The sequence below is a fragment of the Methylocystis sp. JAN1 genome (assembly GCF_052186135.1).
In the GTDB taxonomy this organism is placed as follows: Bacteria; Pseudomonadota; Alphaproteobacteria; order Rhizobiales; family Beijerinckiaceae; genus Methylocystis.
The window spans coordinates 816724-835398 of record NZ_CP181499.1 but is presented as its reverse complement, the minus strand read 5'-3'; the positions used below and the strand labels follow the sequence as shown (position 1 = coordinate 835398).

Genomic DNA, 18675 nt, shown 5'->3' with positions numbered 1-18675 from the left:
TCTTTCACAAAGTCGACTGAAAGCGCTCCCTGTAGTCGTACGGACTCACGCCAAGGCTGCGCCTGAACGCCCGCCGCATGCGCTCGGGCGTCGCGAAGCCGCAACTCTCCGCAATTGTCTGAAGCGTGAGATCAGATTGCTCGAGGCGGCAGCGCGCCGCTTCGACCCTTGCATATTCGACGAAGCGCGCGGGCGTCATGCCGACCTCGGCATGAAAGCGGCGCGCGAAATTGCGCGGGCTCATCGCGACCTTGGCGGCGAGGCGCTCGACCGTCAGGCTTTCGCCGGCGTTGCCGAGTATCCAGGACTTCAGCTCGACGATGTCGCGGCAGTTCGACGCCTCTCCCTGCAGGAAAGGACTGAACTGCGCCTGACCGCCGGGGCGGCGCAGAAAGACGACCATCACGGCGGCGATCATGCGCGGGACTTCCCGGCCGAGGTCCTCCTCGATCAGCGCCAGAGCGAGATCAATGCCGGCCGTGACGCCGCCGGAGGTATAGACGCCGCCGTCGCGCACGAAGATGAGGTTGGGCTCGACATTGACGGTAGGGTGCGCCGCGGCGAGCCGGTCGCTGTAAAGCCAGTGGGTCGTGACCTTGCGATTGTTCAGAAGTCCGGCGCGGGCGAGAAGAAAGGCGCCGTTGCAGATGGAGGCGACGCGGCGCACGCGGCAGGACATCGCTTTGATCCAGTCGACGAGGGCCTCGTCGGCGCAGGCCGTCATCACCCCTTCGCCGCCCGAGACGATCAGCGTGTCGAGCCCGCCGGCGATTTCGGAAAAATCATGCGCCGCGAGAATTTCGAGACCGCATTTGGCCTTCACCAGGCCCTTCCTCGGCGCGATCACGACCGTCTGGTAGCCGGGCTCCTTGATCCGGCCGGTCATGCCCAAAGAGCGTTCGGCGTAATAGAAGGCGTCGAGGGGACCGCAGAGATCCAGAATCTCGAAATCCGGGTAGATCAGAAAGCCGATCCTGCGCGTCCGCTGGACTGCTGAACGGTCCGCTTCCCGCTCGAAAACAACTGGATCAAAAGGAGGCGTAACTCTGGTCATTTCAATAGTCTCTCGCCCCGCCCCGAACGGCGCAACGACAAAAAACTGATGAATTCTGCCATGTTCCCGGCCGCGCGAACTCACCCATTTGGGTGACGCCGGCGGGAAAAATCGCGAAAGGACGAGAAAATGAAAACCTTCCGCCGACGGGGGCGGAAGGCGCGTTCGGGCTGAAAATCGAGGCGGCGGGATCAACTCAGCGGCGGATGGCGTCCAGCGCGACGTCAAGGGCGCGCAAGACGCCGCAATTTCCCAGGATGATTGCGCCGATGGCGAAAAACACGATGGTAGATCCCTGAAAGAGACATGCGCCGCCGCCTCGCAGCCGGAGACCGGTCAATGTTTTCTCGATCCATCCCGCCCGCTTCGCAATCCCGGTTTCCAAATCGCCCTACGGGCGCCGCGCGACGCCGGCGCGACGCCCTTCAAGGCCTCGCGACTTTTGGACGCTTTCGTTTTGGCCGCAAAGCTCTATAAGTTCCGCCCGCGCCACCCGCGGGCGGCCTTTTTCGTCGTCAGACGGCGAAATTGGCGAGGGAAGAGCCACTGAGATTCGAGGGAAGGACCACAAGTGAGCGCAAGCGACAATACGGGCCGCGCGACGGCCAGCGTCAACACTCTTGCGGGCGAGATCGTCGACCGGCTCGCGGCCGGCGCCGACCGCTATCGCGTCGCCGTTTCGCGCGGCAGCCTCGGCGAATTGCTGATCGACGCGGGCGCCAAGGTCGCGGGCGGCGTCGACGCCGGCCTGCTGCTCACGGAAATCTGCATGGGCGGCCTCGGCAAGGTCACGCTCTCACACGCGCCGGGCGCCGCGAAATGGCCTTTCTGGCTGACGGTCGCGTCGAACGATCCGGTCGTCGCCTGCCTCGCCAGCCAATATGCCGGCTGGAGCCTCTCGCATGAAAAGTTCTTCGCGCTCGGCTCCGGCCCCGGCCGCGCCCAGGCGCGCGTCGAGAAGCTCTTCGAGGAGCTGTCCTACAAGGACCAGGCGGGCCGCGTGACCATCGTGCTCGAAAGCGACAAGGCGCCGCCGCCGGAAGTCGTCGAGAAGGTCGCGAGCAAATCCGGCGTGTCGCCCGACAAGGTCGCCTTCGTCTATGCGCCGACGCAGTCGCTCGCCGGCGGCGTGCAGGTCGTGGGCCGCGTGCTCGAGGTCGCGCTCCACAAGGCGCATGAGCTGCACTTCCCGCTGGAGAACATCGTGGACGGAATCGCCACCGCGCCGCTCTCGCCGCCCCACCCGGATTTCGTTCAGGCGATGGGGCGCACCAATGACGCGATCATCTACGCCGGCCGCGCGCATCTCTTCGTGAAGGGCCCGGCGGCGGCGGCCAGGGAACTGGCCGAGAAGCTCCCGAGCCATAATTCGAAGGATTACGGCCAGCCCTTCGCCGACATCTTCAAGGCCTATAAGGGCGACTTCTACAAGATCGACGGCAGCCTGTTCTCGCCGGCCGAAGCGCTTGTGACGGCGGTCGAGACCGGCGAAACCTTCCGCGCCGGCAAGATCAACGAAGAGCTGCTGGACAAGTCGTTCGGGGGATAATTTATACACCCTCCCCTTGAGGGGGAGGGTCGCGCTGCGAGGCAGCGCGGGGTGGGGTGAAAACGAGAAACGTGACGACAGGCTGCCCCACCCCCGCCCGAGCGCCTGCCGCGCTCGACCTCCCCCCTCAAGGGGGAGGTGGGAAACCCCGCGTCGTCGTCTTCACCGACAAGCTCGACTGGCATGTCGAGCGCACGCTCGCGGCCTTTCGCGCGCTCGGCGCGACGCCGGTCGCCGTGCGGCTCTTCGCCTGCCGGATCGACACGAGCCGCCCGCACGGGCTCGCCATTCCCGGCTTTCACGCTCTCCCCGACCTCGCCGTCGTGCGCGCCATCGGCGACGGCTCGCTCGAGGCGATCACCATGCGGCTTGCCGTTCTGCACGCGCTGGAGGCCCTGGGCGTCCCGCTCGTCAACGGCGCCCGCGCCATCGAACGCTGCACCGACAAGAGCATGGCGAGCTTCCTGCTCGCCCGCGCGGGCGTTCCCGCGCCCGAGACCTTCGCGACGCAGAGCCTCGCCCAGGCGCGGGCGATCGCCCGACGCGAGCTGCCGAAAGGCCCCCTCGTCATGAAGCCGCTTTTCGGGGCGCAGGGCTGGGGCATAAGGCTCATCGAGAAGGAAGACGACATTCCCTCGGCCGGGGAGGCGCGCGGCGTCTTCTATCTGCAGCGCTTCGTCGGACCAAGCCGCCCGCCATACGAGGACATGCGCATCCTCGTCTCGCGCGGAGAGGTCGTCGCGGCGATGAAGCGTCGCTCCAGCCACTGGGTCACCAATGTCCGACAGGGCGCGAAGCCCATTGCGATCGAACCGACCGAGGAGGAGCGCGGCATGGCGCTCGCCGCGTCGGAGGCCATGGGAGCGATCATGGCCGGCGTCGATCTCATCAGAAGCGCCGAGGGCCGGCCCATGGTGCTGGAGGTGAATTCCATGCCCGGCTGGAGCGGGCTGCAACGCATCACGCCCTTCTCAATCGCCGAACGTCTGGCCGAGGACGCGCTCGCCTTGGTTCCCTCTCGCCGCGACGCGAGGAGAGGGCTAGGGTGAGGGGCAAGGCGGGATCAACCACCTTTCCGTCCTGGCTGCGGATATGAGCTGACAGATTTGACCAGTCCCCCTGCCCCTCGCCCCGACCCTTCCCCCCCAAGCGGGGAGAGGGAGGCTGCCCCTGCCCCTCGCCCCGCCTATAGGGCGACGGAGCAAGCCGTCGCACGCGCCTTCATCGCCGCCTGCGAGGCGGAGCTCGCCGCGCCGAAACCAGGCAATGTCCATCATTTCGCGCCGGGTCACGGCATGGAGGCGAAGGACTTCATCGAAAGCGCCCGCGCCGCCGCGCCCTTCATCGCGGCGCCCGGGGCGAGCGTGGGCGAGCGCATTCTCGGCGCGGTCGAGGCCACATGGGCGGCCGTGAACCAGAACACCAATCTCGGCATCGTGCTGCTCTGCGCGCCGCTCGCCCATGCGGGGCTCGCCGCCGAAGTCGCCGAGCTTCGCCGCGAGACCGAACGCGCGCTCGGCGCTCTGAGCATAAAGGACGCCGACGCCGCCTTCCGCGCCATTTCCCGCGCCAGCCCCGCCGGGCTCGGCTCGGCGGAGGCGCACGACGTCGCGCGCCCGGCCGACGCCACATTGCTCGAAGCCATGCGCGCATCGGCCGATCGCGACCGAATCGGCTATCAATACGCCAATGGCTTCATCGACATTTTCGAAACGGGCCTCGGCGCGCTGGCGCGCGCGCGGGCGCGCGGGCGCGACGCGCCGTGCGCGACGCTCGAGATCTATATGGCTTTCCTCGCCGCCTTTCCCGACAGTCACATCGCGCGGAAATGGGGGCATGAAACCGCCCGCGCGGTGCGCGAGGAAGCTTCGGCGCTCGCCCGCGAAATCGAGCGCGCGACGCCCGACGACGCTTTCGCCCTGGCGCTCCGCCACGACCGCAAGCTTAAGGAAATCGGCGTGAATCCGGGCACGAGCGCGGACCTGACGGTGGCTGTTCTTTTCGCCGATTCGATCATGTCCATCTTGGCAAGCGCGCGCAAAAATGGTTGAGTCCGCGCCGCGCGGGGTGGTCTCGCGGCTATCTGGCCAACCGGTCGGGCCTTTCGCCTGACGCCGAAAACGAAGGATAGGAGCGCTTGCGGCGCGAGGCGCGCGGGCGCTCAGGGGGAACTGGAAAGGAAACGCACATGGCGAAGATCAACAAGATGCTGGTCGGCGAGTCGCTCGTCGGCGAAGGCAACGAAGTCGCTCACATCGACCTCATCATGGGTCCGCGCGGCTCGGCCGCCGAGCTCGCTTTCGCGAACGCGCTCGTCAACAACAAGGACGGCTTCACGACCCTTCTCGCGGTCGTCGCCCCGAACCTGCTCTGCAAGCCCAACACGATCCTCTTCAACAAGGTCACCATCAAGGGCGCCAAGCAGGCCGTCCAGATGTTCGGCCCGGCCCAGCACGGCGTCGCCAAGGCCGTCGCCGACTCGGTCGCCGAGGGCGTGATCCCGGTCGACGAGGCTGACGACCTCTTCATCTCCGTCGGCGTGTTCATCCACTGGGACGCCAACGACGACAAGAAGATCCAGGACTACAACTACCAGGCCACGAAGGAAGCCATCGCCCGCGCCGTCCGCGGCGAGCCGAAGGCCTCCGAAGTCGTCGCCAAGCGCAACGAGGCCAAGCACCCCTTCGCTCCGAACTGAGTTCGGGCGCCTTGGCGCAAGAGATTCGGGGAGCCCTCGCCGGCTCCCCGTTCAGCCGTACGAGAGACGCGCCGATGGCCGGGCGTCGACATAAGAATCAGGCTCCGCGCGGGTGCGCGCACAAATAGACGCCGCTCTACGCGAATGGCGCCGGGAGGGACGAAAAACATGGCTTCTTTCTTTGAAAAGATTCTGGGCGCGCTGTTTCCAAAGCCGACGGCCGGCGGCTTCGCGGGATCGAGCGCCAAGACGGGCGTCGGCGAGTCGCTCGTCGGCGACGGCAACGAGGTCGCTCACATCGACCTGATCATGGGTCCGCGCGGCTCGGCGGCGGAGAAGGCCTTCGCCAACGGCCTCGTGAACAACAAGGACGGCTTCACGACCCTGCTCGCGGTCATCGCGCCGAACCTGCTCGTCAAGCCCTACACCATGATGTTCAACAAGGTGACCATCAAGAACGCCAAGCAGGCCGTTCAGATGTTCGGCCCGGCCCAGCACGGCGTCGCCAAGGCGGTCGCGGACTCGGTCGCCGAAGGCGTCATCCCGCTCGACAAGGCTGAAGACCTCTTCATCTGCGTCGGCGTCTTCATCCACTGGGACGCCAATGACGACCAGAAGATCCAGGACTTCAACTATCAGGCCACGAAGGAAGCCATCGCCCGCGCGATGAAGGGCGACCCCAAGGCCCAGCGCGTCGTCCAGGAGCGCGTCACAGCGAAGCATCCCTTCGCCGCCAACTGATCGCGCGACCCCGCGCGCGTCTCTTAAGGGGGAGCCCGTGCGGCTCCCCTTTTATTTTGCCGAGAGCCGCAGAAGATCGTCGCGGCCGAGGCGCCCGTCATGGAGCGCCGTCGCGACGAGCGCGCCCGCCGCGCCGCTTCTTTCGAGCGCGCGCAGGTCCGCCATGTCGCGCACGCCGCCCGCCGCGATCACGGTCCGGTCTCCTGCGTCGCGCGCAATGTGGGCGACGCGCGCGAGATCAGGCCCTTCGCCCGCGCCGACGCGATGCAGCGTCATCACGATGACGCGACGGGGCCAGATTCCCGGCGAGAACAGCAGCGCCTCCGGCCCCAGAAAGATTCGTCCATTGAAATCCAGCGACAGGATCGCGCGCGCATTCTCCGTCGCCCAGGCGATTTCCTCCGGCGAGTCGATCGTTTCGCTGCCGAAAACGACATCGACATTATCGATTTCCAGCCAAGCGCGCGCATCTGCGACGCGGCGCAAACCCGCATCGACCCACAGGCGGAGTTGCGGGAAATCCTCCGCGATCGCACGGATCGACGCGCGATTGTCGCCGCGCCCTTCGACGGCGTCCAGATCCGCGATATAGAGCGCATTGAAACGATGAAGCGACATCAGCCCGCGCGCGACGTCGAGCGGCGCGCTCGACGCCGCGAGCGGCGTTGCGATCGGCGCGTATTCGGCGCGGCGGCCGGCGATCGCGCGCATGACGGCGCCGCGCCGAATATCGATGACGGGAATGATTTGCATGAGGCATTATAGGCGCATGCCAACTAGAAGAACGATCCGCTTTTTCCGCGCGCCGCTTTTCGCGCTCGCCCTTGGCGCCGCGCCTGTTTGCGCACAGACCATGCAGGGCGACTGGCCCTGCAGGCAGGTGCGCGTGCCGGAGATCGCGCTTGGCGGCGTCTGGACCGGGCCGTCCATCGAGCAGGAAAGGAAGAGCTGGCGCGACGACGCCGCCGTCGCCGATCTCGTCGCGCGCATTGCGCCCCGGCGCACGCCGCAGGAAGAGGCGGAAAAGCTCATCGCCGATTTTGCGAAAGGCGCCGGCGCCAACCGCAAGGCCCGCCTCACGCTGCTCTTTTCGGGGCTCTATGAGCGCCTGAACGGCGAACGGCTCGACATCGTCAACGGCCTCGACCGCTTCGGCCGGCGCTTGAAGGAAATGGCCGAGAAGACGCGCGAGGAGACGCAGGCCTTCTACGAATTGCAGAACAGGAAGCCGCCCGAGCCGGAAGCGGTGAAAAAGGCCGCGGAGGCGCTGCAATGGCGCGTGCGCCTCTTCGAGGAGCAGCGCAAAATGGTGAGCTATGTCTGCGAGAGTCCCGCGCTGATCGAGCAGCGCCTCGGCGCGCTGGCCCGCAAGATCATCGCGGAAATGGAGTAAGGACGCGCGGCCCCCCGCTGCGAGGGACGCAACCGGCGAAACGGCTCGCGCCAGTCAGTCTCTCGCTTCAGGCCTTCTCTCTTCCAGCGGATGTTTCGCCGCCGCCCAGCCGTCGGTTCCTTCGGGATACCAGTTCACATTGGCGTAGCCGAGCGCCAGTGCGCGCTTGGCGGCGTTCCAGGACATCCAGCAATCGGCAAGGCAGTAGAAGACGAGCGGCTTCGTCTTGTCGGCGCCGGTCGCCTTCTCCAGGCCTTTTTCGAAATAGCGCTGCGTCGCGTCGGAAAGCGCGCCGTAGCCCGTATCGGGCAGCCAGACGCTTCCGGGAATGTCGAAGCGCGGCTGCTCGCGCCACACGGCGTTCCCGGGCAGCCCTTCAGGCCTCGGCGCATGCGGCAACGCATCGATGAAGACCGCCGATTTCGCCCTCCACAATCCGAAGGCCTTCGGGGTGTCGACGATCGTGGCGCCCTTGAGGGTCGCGGGCACGGGCGCGCGATAGGCCTCCATGCGATAGGCGTCGGGCTCCGGCGCCCGCGCCTTCGTCGCGGCCTGCGCCGGCGCGGCGGCGGCGATAAGAGCGGCGACGGCGCAGCGCCTCATTGCGCGGCTTTCGCGATCGGCTGGCCTGCTTCATCCAGCAGGGGCACGCCATAATCCGCCAGTATAGCGTCAATCTCGCTTTTGTTCTGGGACAGCAGCGTATTGAGCTCGCGCTTCCAGTTCTGGTCCGAATGACGGACGCCGAAGGCGATGCGGAAGGCCATGCGCGCCCCGGGCGTTTCGGGAATCGGCGCGACGTTCAGTTTCGCGCTCGACTTTTTCGCGTAATAGCCGGCGATCGGCCCCCAAAGGAGCGCGGCGTCGATCTGGCCGCTCTCGAGATCGTGAATCATTGCGGCGCTTGAGGATTCGACGCGCGTATCGACCATCAGCGAATAGGGCTTCACGAGGCCGATCATGCCATTTTTCGCGAGGACATTGCCCGGCGGCGTATTGGCGACGAGGCCGATCCTGCCCTTTTTTTCCTTCAGGCGCGGATCTTCGAGGTTCCTTATGCCGTCGAGATCGGACCCCGCCCGCGTCACGATGGCGTAAGTCGTGCGGTAATAGGGGTTGGTCGGCTGCACGAGATCGTTGCCCTGCGGCATACCGAGAATGACGTCGCAGAGATGCGCGTTCAGCGTATTGCGGACAAATCCGGTCGCGCCGGGATAAAAGGCGTAGGCCAGCTCCTTGTGAAGCTTCGTCGCGAGGAGCTGCGCGATCTTGTTCTCGAAGCCCTCGCCCTTTTCATTGGAGAAGGGGAGATTGTTCGGATCGGCGCAAACGCGGAGGACCTTTGGATCAATCAGCTCGATGCCGCTCGCACTGTCCGAGCCCGTCGCGCCCGCATCGGGCCCCATATGCTGCGCGGCGGCGGAAGCGGCGGCAAGGCTGAGCGCGATGATGAGCGCCGGCTCGCGCCAAAGTCGTTTGAATTCGATCTGCCGCTTCACGCGATTCCACTCCCGATTTGGAGACGCAGCCCACTGATGGACCAAAGTTTTCCATCAAATAATCGCGGCTCGCCGAATTGGCCATGGAAAAAAACGGCCCGAAAAGCTGCGACAGCTTCCGGGCCGGAAAATCTCTGTCTCTCATCCGGAAGCCGGAATTACTTCTTCATGCACTCCGCTTCGGCCTTTTTGAAGGCTTCGGGCGCGGGTTCCTTTTTCTCCGGGCGGCCCGGCTGGACGGCGCCGGTCGAAAGCGCGCGGAGATAGATATAGAGGTCGTCGATATAGCAGACGGCGTTCTTGTTTTCGGCGAAGGCGGGCATGACGCTGTTGCCGTTCTGACGGCCGCCGATGACGATGCCGGCGAACTCCGCATAGTTGAAGCGCTTCACCGACTCCTTCAGCGCGGGCGCGTAGGTGGAGCCGCCGCCGTTCGGGCCATGGCAGACGTGGCATTCGGCGTGATAGCGGCGATAGCCGGAGAAGGTGTACCAGTCAACCGTGCCGTCCGCGCCGACATTGTAAGTGGGATCGCCCTTCGCGTCGAAATATTTGCCGTTCTCGGATTTGACGGCCTTGGGATCTCCGGGCGCCTCGGCCATGGCGGAGGTTCCCACAAATATCATGACGCCCAGGGCCAGCGCCCCGGCAAGCGACGATCTCATCACTCTCTCCCTGATCAGGTTCTTTTTTACCATCTAAACGATGGCGCCCGGCGTCACCTTTAAATTGGTGGAACGCCGAGCGCCAGTATTTTGATGTGCGACGTTTACGTCCTGCTTAGTTGGGCAGGGCGAAGACGGTCAGCACGCCGCCGAGGGCGGTGTAGTTGGCGAGCGAGGCGTAGTTGCCCACCGCGCCGAGGCCTTCGTTCGACTTCGACAGGCCCGCCGCCAGGCCGATGCCCGCCCAGCCGCCGACGCCCGACAGAACCGCCACATACTGCTTGCTGCCCGATTCATAGGTCATCACATTGCCGATGATGCCCGACGGCGTCTTATACTTGTAAAGCTCCTTGCCCGTCTTCGTGTCCACCGCCTTCAGATAGCCCTCAAGCGTCCCGTAAAAGGTCACGCCGCCATCCGTCGACACCGCGCCGCCCCACGCCGAGAACTGCTCCTTGTTCGACCAGACGATCTTGCCCGTCTTCGCGTCCCAGGCGATGAAGTTGCCCGTATGGTTCGTCCCGTCGCCCAGCACCTTCCCGGCCGGGAACATTTCCAGCGTCGCGCCGACATAGGGCTGGCCCGCCGTATAGCTCACGCGGAACGGCTCATAGTCCATGCAGACATGGTTCGTCGGAACCAGGAACAGCCCCGTCGCCGCATCGTAGGACGCCGGCTGCTCGTCCTTCGACCCCAGCGCCGCCGGGCAGACGTTCTGCGTGTTCGTGTCCTCGCCATTGTGCTGCGTCGAATATTTGTCGACCACCAGCGGGCGCCCATAGGTCTTGGACGACTTGTCCAGATCCACCTTCGTCGCCCAGTTCACCGCCGGATCGTATTTCTCCGCCACCAGCAGCTCGCCATTGGTGCGGTCCAGCGTATAGGCGAAGCCGTTGCGGTCGAAGTGAACGGCGGTCTTCACCGTCTTGCCGCCAATGTTCTGGTCGGCGAGTATCACCTCGTTGATGCCGTCATAGTCCCATTCGTCATGGGGCGTCATCTGGTAGACCCACTTCACCTTGCCGGTGTCGAGGTCGCGCGACCACAGCGTCATCGACCAGCGATTGTCGCCCGGACGCTGATTGGGGTTCCAGGTCGAGGGGTTGCCCGAGCCGTAGAAGATCTGGTTCAGCTCCGGATCGTAGCTATACCAGCCCCAGGTCGTGCCGCCGCCCGTCTCCCACTGATTGCCTTCCCACGTCGTAATCCCCGAATCCTTCTCGACCGGCTTGCCAAGATGCGTCGTCTTGCCCGGCTCGATCAGCGTGTCGGCGTCCGGGCCCATCGAATAGCCGCGCCACACCTGCTTGCCGTCCTTGACCGAATAGGCCGTGATGTGGCCGCGCACGCCGAACTCGCCGCCGGCGATGCCAACCAGCACCTTGTCCTTGAACACATGCGGCGCCGCCGTCGACGTCTGGCCCTTCGACGGATCGCCGTTCTTCACCGACCAGACCAGCTTGCCGGTCTTCGCGTCCAGCGCGATCAGCGTCGTGTCCGCCTGCGACAGGAAGATCTTGCCGTCGCCATAAGCCAGGCCGCGATTGACCGTGTCGCAGCACATCACCGGAACCACCGACGGGTCCTGCTTGGGCTCATATTTCCAGAGGATCTGATGCGCCGGGTCCTTCGCGTCCAGCGCGTAGACGATGTTCGGGAACGGCGTGTGAAGATACATCACGTCCGTCGTCAGCGTCTTGCCGGACGAATCCGTCACCTGCACATTGTTGAGAACCAGCGGCGCGCCCTCATGCCCGCGCAACACGCCCGTCGAAAACTGCCACGCCGGAGCAAGCTTGCCGACATTCTCCGACGTAATCTGCTTCAGCCCCGAATGACGCAGGTTCCAGTAATCCCCCGTCGGCAACGCCCACTGCTTCGGGTCCTTCTGTAAAGAAAGCAACTCGTCGTCAGCATTCGCAGCGCCGGCGGCAAACAGCGCGAGAACACCAACTGAAGTCGACAACAACAGCTTATGCATGAGCTTTTCCTCCTGACGACGCCACCGGCGCGCCTGATCGTTGCGCCGCCGCCGACGTCGCGCCTCTCAGGGCGCCTCGACATTGGGAAGGCGTTTTCCGTTATGGTCTCGCGCCGCTCGTGCAAAAACTCGATGGCGTCGAGTTGCTCCCGGTTCCCGTCCGGGAGACGTGTTCTAACTCGGAAACGGCGGGATAATATGTCGCGAACGGTTGAATCGCAATCGCAAAAAACGTAAGCCTCGGCGTGCGGCTCCGCGGCGGTGAAGCTCCGAGGCGAATCAATATGTTGCGCTTAGTTTTGGCTTTCGCGGGGACGCTTCTCGCGCTCCTCTCGGCGCCCCTTCCGGCGAGGGCTGGAGCGCCGTTCAGGCTCGACGAGATCGCGCCCGGCGCCTATGCGCATCCGGGCGAAACATCCCTCATGACCCGGGAAAATCTCGGCGGCATCGCCAATCTCGGCGCGATTGTCGGAGACGAGGCGGTCGCGGTGATCGACACGGGCGGGAGCCTCGCTCAGGGCAAGGTCTTTCTCGCCGCGCTGCGGGAGAAAACGCAAAAGCCCGTCCGCTTCGTGATCGACACGCACGCCCACCCGGATCATGTCTTCGGCAACGGCGCCTTCACGTCGACGGGCGCGACCTTCGTCGGCCACAGGAACCTGCCGCGCGCGCTCGCGGCGCGAGGCGAGCATTATCTCGCATCCTTCCGCCAGATCATGGGCGACGCGCTCGACGGCACGATCATCGTCGCGCCGACGCTGACCGTCGCCGATTCCATGACGCTCGATCTCGGCGGACGGGAAATCCTGCTACAGGCCTGGCGGACTGCCCATAGCGAGGCGGACCTCACCGTGCTGGACAAGAAGACAGGCACGCTCTTCGCCGGCGACCTGCTCTTTCTGCGACATGTGCCGGTGGTGGATGGAAGCTTGCTCGGCTTTCTCGACGTCGCAGACAAGCTGGCCGAGATAAAAGCCGAGCGCGTCGTGCCGGGGCACGGCCCCGAGGTCGCCCCCTGGCCCAAGGCGCTCGACGACGAGCGCGCCTATCTGACGAAGCTCGCCGCCGGCCTGCGCGCCGCGATCAGGAAGGGCAAGAGCGTGAAAGACGCGGCGCAGAGCGTCGGCGCGGAGGAGCGCGGGAAATGGAGCCTCTTCGACGACTACCACGCCCGAAACGTCACGGCGGGCTTCGCGGAGGTGGAGTGGGAAGGGCCATAAAGGAAGGCGCCGGGCGTTTTGAAAACGCCTGAGACGGATGACAAACCTCGAAAGGCGGCCTCCTCCTTCGAGACGCGAGCTTTGCTCGCTCCTCAGGATGAGGCCTAAGTGTTTGCTGCAGGAAGAAAAAGCCCTTCATGCTGAGGAGCCCGCGCGGCAGGCGTCTCGAAGCACGAAGGGCGTCAACCGACTTTGTCATCAGTCTGGGGCGTTTTGAAAACGCCTCAGATCACTGACAAACCCCCGTCATTTTTGGCGGGGGTTTTTGTTTTGGTTGGGGAGGAGGGCGAAGTGGCGGATTTTTCGAGGAGTGAATGGGCCCTCGGGCGTCACGCAAGCCTCGGATCGGCCCTGTTGGCCATGAGCAGGGCGATCTTCTTCATATTCTGCGCGGCGGCGGCGAGCAGGCATTGCCATCGCACGCGCAAGAGACCCCGGAATCTCGCGTAGCGGTGGCCGAAGAGCTGCTTGGCGTCGGCGAAGGAGCGCTCCACCGTTTCCTTGCGCCGCTTGTAGATAAACCTGCCCTCGATGGTGAGCCGATGGGCGTCGACCCGTTCGCGCGCGTCCTGCCAGACGTGGCGGGTGAGGGTGCGCTCGGCCTTGGCGTTGCCGGTGCAAGAGCCCAGCAGCGGGCAGGCGCGGCACGCGGCCGGGTCGGATTTGTAATGCCGGTAGCCCGTGCGATCCGTCGTCGCATAAGCGAGCGCCTGGCCCTGCGGACAGCGATAGACGTCGGCCTCGGGGTCGTATCGAAAGGCGCTTTTGCGCATCATGCCGGGCTTGGGCGGCGTCGGATTGCGATAGCCCGTCACGCCGTAAAGCCCACGATCCTCCAGCCCTTTGGCGATCCCCGCCGTGGCGTAGCCGGCGTCCAGCCCCACCGCGCGCACATTCAGCTCGAAGCGGTCCCGCTGCCGGTCGAGCCGCGCGAGATAGACGATGCTGTCATGCACATTGGCCGGCGTCGCGAAGCTGTCGGTGATGATCCCATGCCGCCCGTCCACCGTGCGGTGGTCGAGATAAAAGAAGCCCTTCGGCTTGCCATCGCGCGCCATATAGCCGCTCTCGGGATCCGTGCGGGACACTTTGGTCTCGACAACGGCGGGCTGGCGCTCCTTCTCCGGCAAGGGCTTCTTGCCGTGCGCGGCGCGGTCTTCGTCGATCGCGGCGTCGAGCGCCGCCCAATAGTCGGCGCGCGACTTCTCGACCACGGCTTTGTCGAACTTGTTCTTGTTGGCGCTCGCCTTCAGATGCGTCGAGTCCGTGTAAAGGACCTTTCCCGACACGAAGCCGTGCGCGATCGCCTGCTCGACAATGCGGTCGAAGATGTCCTGCGCGACGCTCTCGTCCTGATAACGCCGGCGGCGGTTCTGGCTCAGCGTCGAGGCGTCGAAGACCGGATCGGTCAGCTTCAGCCGCAGAAACCAGCGATAGGCGACATTGACCTCGATCTCGCGCACGAGCTGGCGCTCCGAGCGCACGCCGAACAGATAACCGATGAACAGCGCCTTGAACATCAAGGTCGGATCGAGCGGCGGCCGCCCATTGTCCGGGCAATAAAGCCCCGCGACCCGCTCGTGGATGAACGAGAAATCGACCGCCGCCTCGATTTTCCGAAGCAGGTGGTCGGCGGGGACAAGCTGGTCGAGCGTCACCATCTCGATCGCCGTCTGCTCAGGGCCGGGTTTGCGAAGCATGACCCAGTGAATCAAAAACCCCCAGCTTGCGCCAGGGGTTTGTCAGCAGTCTGGGGCGTTTTGAAAACGCCTATCTTATGCATGAGCCGAAAGCGCTCTGTGGCGAGGGACGCCATGCTGGTTTCGGCGGGGCTGGATCGCACGACAGGCGTAACTTCGGAGCCGTTTTAGCCCGTGACTTTGTCTCACCCGCCCGCCCCGACCTGCGCTAATCTTTGGCGAAAGTCCGGGAGGAAATCCATGTCAAGAACCCGCGCGGCGCTCGCCGCCGTCCTGCTCGCCGCCCTCGCCCCGTCGGCGCTCGCTGAATCCAATGCTCCCGATCCCTGGCCGGGGCTCGTCACCGACATCTTCCACGGCCGGCAGGTCGCGCCGGCCGACGGAACCGTGTCGCTCGAGGCTCCCAAGCGCGCCGAGGACGCGGCCATCGTGCCGATGACCATGCGTTTCGCCGATCCCGCGAAGGTAAAGTCCGCAACGCTCGTCATCGACCAGAATCCCATGCCCATGGCGGCGAGCTTCACGCTCGGCGACAAGGCGGGCGTCGACTTCATCGAGACGCGCGTTCGCGTGAACAGCTACACCAATGTCCACGCCGTGGCTGAGACTCAGGACGGGAAGCTGCATTCCGAAGTGAAATTCGTAAAAGCCTCGGGCGGCTGCTCGACGCCCGCCGGCAAGGACCCGGACGAGGCGCTCGCCAATATGGGCAAGATGAAATATCGCGAATTCAGGAGCGCGGTCGCGGGGAGGCGCGAGGCGCAGGTCATGATCCGGCATCCGAACAATTCCGGAATGCAAATGGACCAGATCACGCGCGCCTACACGCCCGCGCATTATGTCGACGCGGTCGAGGTCTGGCAGGGCGACGAATTGATCTTCAGGATGGAGGGCGGGATTTCCTTGTCGGAAGATCCGAACTTCCGCTTCACTTACGCGCCGAACGGCGCGAAGACGATGCGCGTCGTGGCGCATGACAACAAAGGCGGCGTCTACAAGGGCGAATGGCCCATAGCCGAGCCGTCCTGAGCGCTCTGAAAAAGCCGGAGGCCGAAAAAATAAAAGGGAGCCGCCGCCCCCTTTTTCATCCCAAGGCTTTTCATCCCAAGGCTTGACGTTCAGGCGAAGATCGTGACCGCCGCGCAAAAGGCCAGCGGCAGGGACGCCAACGCGCAAATCGCCGTAACGCACGCATATTTCTGAAATTCAGGCGCCTCCTGGCGCTTCCTTTTCACCAACGCCATCTCACTCACTCCCAGGCCACTCATCCCCGCGCGCTCATTGAGCTTGGCGCGCTCCCGTTAACGCGCGTCGGGGGGAAAAGTTGCAATTGTAATCGTCGCCGCGACCTTTTTCGCCACGGCGACGCGATCCAAAAACAGGGTGAAGCCTCGATTAAGCTCGGGCGGCGAGCGGGGCGGGACGCGCCCGGGCGGGCGCCGGCGCCGGCGCATTGTTTTCGCTGAAAAGCTCGGCGAGCTTTTCGGTCATGGCGCCGCCCAGCTCCTCGGCGTCGACGATCGTCACCGCGCGGCGGTAATAGCGCGTGACGTCGTGCCCAATGCCGATCGCGATCAGCTCCACGGGCGATCTGGTCTCGATGTCGTGGATGATCTGGCGCAGATGGCGCTCGAGATAATTGCCCGGATTGACGGAGAGGGTCGAGTCGTCGACCGGCGCGCCGTCCGAGATCATCATCAGGATGCGCCGCTGCTCCTGACGCGCGAGAAGGCGCCGGTGCGCCCAGTCGAGCGCCTCGCCGTCTATGTTTTCCTTAAGCAGGCCTTCGCGCATCATGAGGCCCAGATTGCGCCGCGCGCGCCGCCAGGGGGCGTCGGCCGCCTTGTAGATGATGTGGCGGATGTCGTTGAGGCGACCAGGATTCGGCTTCTTGCCCTCGTTGATCCAGAGCTCGCGCGACTGGCCGCCCTTCCAGGCGCGGGTGGTGAAGCCGAGAATTTCGACCTTCACGCCGCAGCGCTCGAGCGTCCGCGCCAGAATGTCGGCGCAAGTGGCCGCAACGGTGATCGGGCGCCCGCGCATGGAGCCCGAATTGTCGAGCAGCAGCGTCACGACCGTGTCGCGGAACTCCATGTCCTTCTCGCGCTTGAAGGAGAGAGGCTGCTGCGGGTCGATGATGACGCGCGGCAGCTTCGCGGGGTCGAGCATGCCCTCTTCGAGGTCGAACTCCCAGGAACGGCTCTGCTGCGCCATGAGGCGGCGCTGGAGGCGGTTGGCGAGGCGCCCCACGACCGAGGAGAGGTGCAGAAGCTGCTTGTCGAGATAGGCGCGCAGCCGGTCGAGCTCCTCGGTATCGCAAAGCTCCTCGGCCCGCACGATCTCGTCGAAACGGGTCGTATAGGCGTGGTAGTCGGCGCCGGAGCGGTCGCCGTTTTGCGGGGTTGGGCGGCGGGCCTCCGACGCCTCCTCCAGATCGCCGTCCTCAGACTCCTCGGGCGCCTCGCCATAGGGCGCCTCGGCGGACTCGCTCTCGCCTTCCTGCTCGGAATCCTCGGCGGCGAGCGCCGTCTCCATTTCGGCGGCGCTTTTCGCCTTGCTCTCCTCCTGCTCCTGCTCTTCGCTCTCGTCCGGATTCTGGGGCGCCTCGTCCGTCTCGTCCTCGGCCTCGATCTCGTCCGGCGCCTCGACGCCGGCCATGTCGAGATGCGAGAGCAGCTCCCGGACGATCTGGGCGAAATGCTTCTGGTCTTCGACGGCGCCGATGAGACGGTCGAGATCCGTTCCGGCCCGCTCCTCGACGAGCGGGCGCCAGAACGCCACGATCTTCGCGCCGTGGGGAGGCGGCTCGAGGCCCGTGAGGCGCTCGCGCGCCATCAATGCCAGCGCGTCCTCAAGCGGCGCGTCCTCGCGGCTCGCGATCTTTTCCGAATGGCTGCGCGTATAGCGATCCTCGAGCATCGCGCCGATATTGGCGGCGACGCCGGCCATGCGCCGCGCGCCGATCGATTCGACGCGGGCCTGCTCCATGGCGTCGAAGGCGGCGCGGGCTTCGAGCGTCTCCGGCGCGTAGCGGCGATGCACCGCGTCGTCATGGCAGGCGAGGCGCAGCGCCATCGAATCGGCCTGGCCGCGCACGATCGCGGCCTCCCTGGGCGACAGCTTTCGCGGCGGCTCGGTGATCCGCGCCTTGGCGCCTTCCTCGGTCTGGATCAGCGAGGGCCGCTCGGGCGCGAAGGCCACGTCGAGCTTGGGGCTCCTCGCCATGGCGCGCATGGCGCCGGCGACCGCCCGTTTGAAGGGTTCCTGCGGAGCTTCCTTGGGAGAGGCGGGACGGCGATTGGTCGGCGCGGGAGGCATTCGCCACTATATGCGCGGGCGCGCGGAAAGGAGCAAGTCGAAGGGAATCGGAGACGATCTTCGTAGAGCCCGATCCGCGATGAAGGCCGCAATCGCCCTCCGTCACGGAGATGTGACTCCTAGCGCCCCGCAAGCGGGCTTGCGGGGAGAGGGCGCGGCTCACGCCCGGCGTCGCCGGCTCGCCTCAAATCTTCCCGCGCTCGGCCTTGCTGAAATTCGACAGGTCGCCTTCCGCCGCGGCGCGGCGGCGCCAGGAGCGGGCGATGGCCGGATATTTGATCTCCCTGCAGATGCGGGAGACCTGCTGGGTCAGCTTCTGCGATTTGCAGGCCGGGCATTCCGGCGTGTCGGACGAGCGGACGAGAAGCTCGAACGCGGCCTCGCACTCATTACACGTATAGGCGTAGAGGGGCATGATTTCCTCGCGCGACAGGTCGTCGCGCGAGGGATGCAAGGCGCGTTCCGCCCCCTTACCAGCCGCCGCCCCAGCCATAGCCGCCATAGCCGCCATAATAGGGGCGCGAACCCCAGCCGCCCCAGGGGCGCGGACGCCAGCCATAGCCGTAGCCCCATGGTCGCGGATGCGGGCGCCAGCCATAGCCCCCGCCATAGGAATAACCGCCGCCGCCCCAGCCGCAGCCATAGGCGCCGCACCAGACTTTGTCCGCTTTCGGCCCCGCCCCGGCGGCGACGCCGGGGTCAATGCCGGGCAGCGCCCGGGCGGGGACGACCGCCGAAGCGCCGGCAATGACGAGCGTCGCGAGCGAAATTTTGACGATGGCGGATTTCATGGCGCATTCTCCTGCCTGAATTCGACAGTTGAAGTCTGTCGCGCAAGCGGTGAACCGGGGCTGAAC

General features: G+C 65.4%; 18 protein-coding genes. 8 read left to right on the top strand and 10 right to left on the bottom strand.

Features of this window, described 5'->3' with window-relative positions:
• Positions 1 to 4: 4 nt before the first annotated feature.
• Positions 5 to 1054 (bottom strand): GlxA family transcriptional regulator, encoded by a 1050-nt coding sequence (locus tag ACNHKD_RS03955; protein WP_442755818.1) that lies wholly within the window; start codon positions 1052 to 1054, stop codon positions 5 to 7.
• 571 nt (positions 1055 to 1625) lie between these two features.
• Here ACNHKD_RS03955 and mch point away from each other — a divergent pair.
• The 5 genes from mch (at position 1626) to fae (ACNHKD_RS03930) (ending at position 6042) form a co-directional block, all read left to right on the top strand.
• The gene (gene mch, locus ACNHKD_RS03950) at positions 1626 to 2603 is read left to right on the top strand and encodes a methenyltetrahydromethanopterin cyclohydrolase (RefSeq protein ID WP_442755817.1); all 978 of its coding nucleotides are present in this window, start codon (positions 1626 to 1628) and stop codon (positions 2601 to 2603) included.
• A gap of 56 nt (positions 2604 to 2659) precedes the next feature.
• A complete protein-coding gene (locus tag ACNHKD_RS03945; protein ID WP_442755816.1) occupies positions 2660 to 3652 on the top strand; it encodes an ATP-grasp domain-containing protein in 993 nt (330 codons plus the stop codon).
• A gap of 174 nt (positions 3653 to 3826) precedes the next feature.
• The gene (locus ACNHKD_RS03940; protein WP_442756835.1) at positions 3827 to 4654 is read left to right on the top strand and encodes a triphosphoribosyl-dephospho-CoA synthase; all 828 of its coding nucleotides are present in this window, start codon (positions 3827 to 3829) and stop codon (positions 4652 to 4654) included.
• Between the two features lie 137 nt (positions 4655 to 4791).
• Entirely contained in the window at positions 4792 to 5301 is a 510-nt protein-coding gene (gene fae, locus ACNHKD_RS03935; RefSeq protein WP_442755815.1) for a formaldehyde-activating enzyme, read from the top strand.
• A 168-nt stretch (positions 5302 to 5469) separates the two neighbouring features.
• The gene (gene fae / locus ACNHKD_RS03930) at positions 5470 to 6042 is read left to right on the top strand and encodes a formaldehyde-activating enzyme (protein WP_442755814.1); all 573 of its coding nucleotides are present in this window, start codon (positions 5470 to 5472) and stop codon (positions 6040 to 6042) included.
• 51 nt (positions 6043 to 6093) lie between these two features.
• Here the strand turns inward: fae (ACNHKD_RS03930) and ACNHKD_RS03925 are convergent, their stop codons facing one another.
• The gene (locus ACNHKD_RS03925; protein WP_442755813.1) at positions 6094 to 6795 is read right to left on the bottom strand and encodes a HisA/HisF-related TIM barrel protein; all 702 of its coding nucleotides are present in this window, start codon (positions 6793 to 6795) and stop codon (positions 6094 to 6096) included.
• Between the two features lie 16 nt (positions 6796 to 6811).
• Here ACNHKD_RS03925 and ACNHKD_RS03920 point away from each other — a divergent pair, with 16 nt between their 5' ends.
• The gene (locus ACNHKD_RS03920) at positions 6812 to 7435 is read left to right on the top strand and encodes a hypothetical protein (RefSeq protein WP_442755812.1); all 624 of its coding nucleotides are present in this window, start codon (positions 6812 to 6814) and stop codon (positions 7433 to 7435) included.
• 54 nt (positions 7436 to 7489) lie between these two features.
• Here the strand turns inward: ACNHKD_RS03920 and ACNHKD_RS03915 are convergent, their stop codons facing one another.
• From ACNHKD_RS03915 to ACNHKD_RS03900, 4 genes are all read right to left on the bottom strand, one after another.
• On the bottom strand, positions 7490 to 8038 hold the full coding sequence (locus ACNHKD_RS03915; protein ID WP_442755811.1) for a PQQ-dependent catabolism-associated CXXCW motif protein: 549 nt from the start codon (positions 8036 to 8038) through the stop codon (positions 7490 to 7492).
• A complete protein-coding gene (locus ACNHKD_RS03910; RefSeq protein ID WP_442756834.1) occupies positions 8035 to 8841 on the bottom strand; it encodes a substrate-binding domain-containing protein in 807 nt (268 codons plus the stop codon). The genes ACNHKD_RS03915 and ACNHKD_RS03910 overlap by 4 nt, the downstream gene beginning before the upstream one ends.
• 251 nt (positions 8842 to 9092) lie before the next feature.
• Positions 9093 to 9599 carry a c-type cytochrome, methanol metabolism-related gene (locus ACNHKD_RS03905; protein ID WP_442755810.1) on the bottom strand — a complete coding sequence of 169 codons (507 nt, stop codon included), beginning with the start codon at positions 9597 to 9599 and terminating at the stop codon, positions 9093 to 9095.
• A gap of 115 nt (positions 9600 to 9714) precedes the next feature.
• Positions 9715 to 11580, bottom strand: a complete 1866-nt coding sequence (locus ACNHKD_RS03900; RefSeq protein WP_442755809.1) for a methanol/ethanol family PQQ-dependent dehydrogenase — start codon at positions 11578 to 11580, stop codon at positions 9715 to 9717.
• A gap of 284 nt (positions 11581 to 11864) precedes the next feature.
• On the opposite strand from ACNHKD_RS03900, the gene ACNHKD_RS03895 reads away from it, so the two are divergent.
• Positions 11865 to 12800 (top strand): quinoprotein relay system zinc metallohydrolase 2, encoded by a 936-nt coding sequence (locus ACNHKD_RS03895; protein ID WP_442755808.1) that lies wholly within the window; start codon positions 11865 to 11867, stop codon positions 12798 to 12800.
• Positions 12801 to 13129: 329 nt separating this feature from the next.
• On the opposite strand, the gene ACNHKD_RS03890 is transcribed toward ACNHKD_RS03895, so the two are convergent.
• Entirely contained in the window at positions 13130 to 14500 is a 1371-nt protein-coding gene (locus ACNHKD_RS03890; RefSeq protein WP_442755807.1) for an IS1182 family transposase, read from the bottom strand.
• A gap of 240 nt (positions 14501 to 14740) precedes the next feature.
• Between ACNHKD_RS03890 and ACNHKD_RS03885 the strand changes: the two genes are divergently transcribed.
• Complete coding sequence (locus ACNHKD_RS03885; protein WP_442755806.1) at positions 14741 to 15529, top strand: quinoprotein dehydrogenase-associated SoxYZ-like carrier; 789 nt, start codon at positions 14741 to 14743, stop codon at positions 15527 to 15529.
• A gap of 366 nt (positions 15530 to 15895) precedes the next feature.
• On the opposite strand, the gene cobT is transcribed toward ACNHKD_RS03885, so the two are convergent.
• From cobT to ACNHKD_RS03870, 3 genes are all read right to left on the bottom strand, one after another.
• Positions 15896 to 17818, bottom strand: a complete 1923-nt coding sequence (gene cobT / locus ACNHKD_RS03880; RefSeq protein WP_442755805.1) for a cobaltochelatase subunit CobT — start codon at positions 17816 to 17818, stop codon at positions 15896 to 15898.
• A 184-nt stretch (positions 17819 to 18002) separates the two neighbouring features.
• On the bottom strand, positions 18003 to 18233 hold the full coding sequence (locus tag ACNHKD_RS03875; protein ID WP_442756833.1) for an FmdB family zinc ribbon protein: 231 nt from the start codon (positions 18231 to 18233) through the stop codon (positions 18003 to 18005).
• A gap of 55 nt (positions 18234 to 18288) precedes the next feature.
• A complete protein-coding gene (locus ACNHKD_RS03870) occupies positions 18289 to 18609 on the bottom strand; it encodes a hypothetical protein (RefSeq protein ID WP_442755804.1) in 321 nt (106 codons plus the stop codon).
• Positions 18610 to 18675 lie beyond the last annotated feature (66 nt).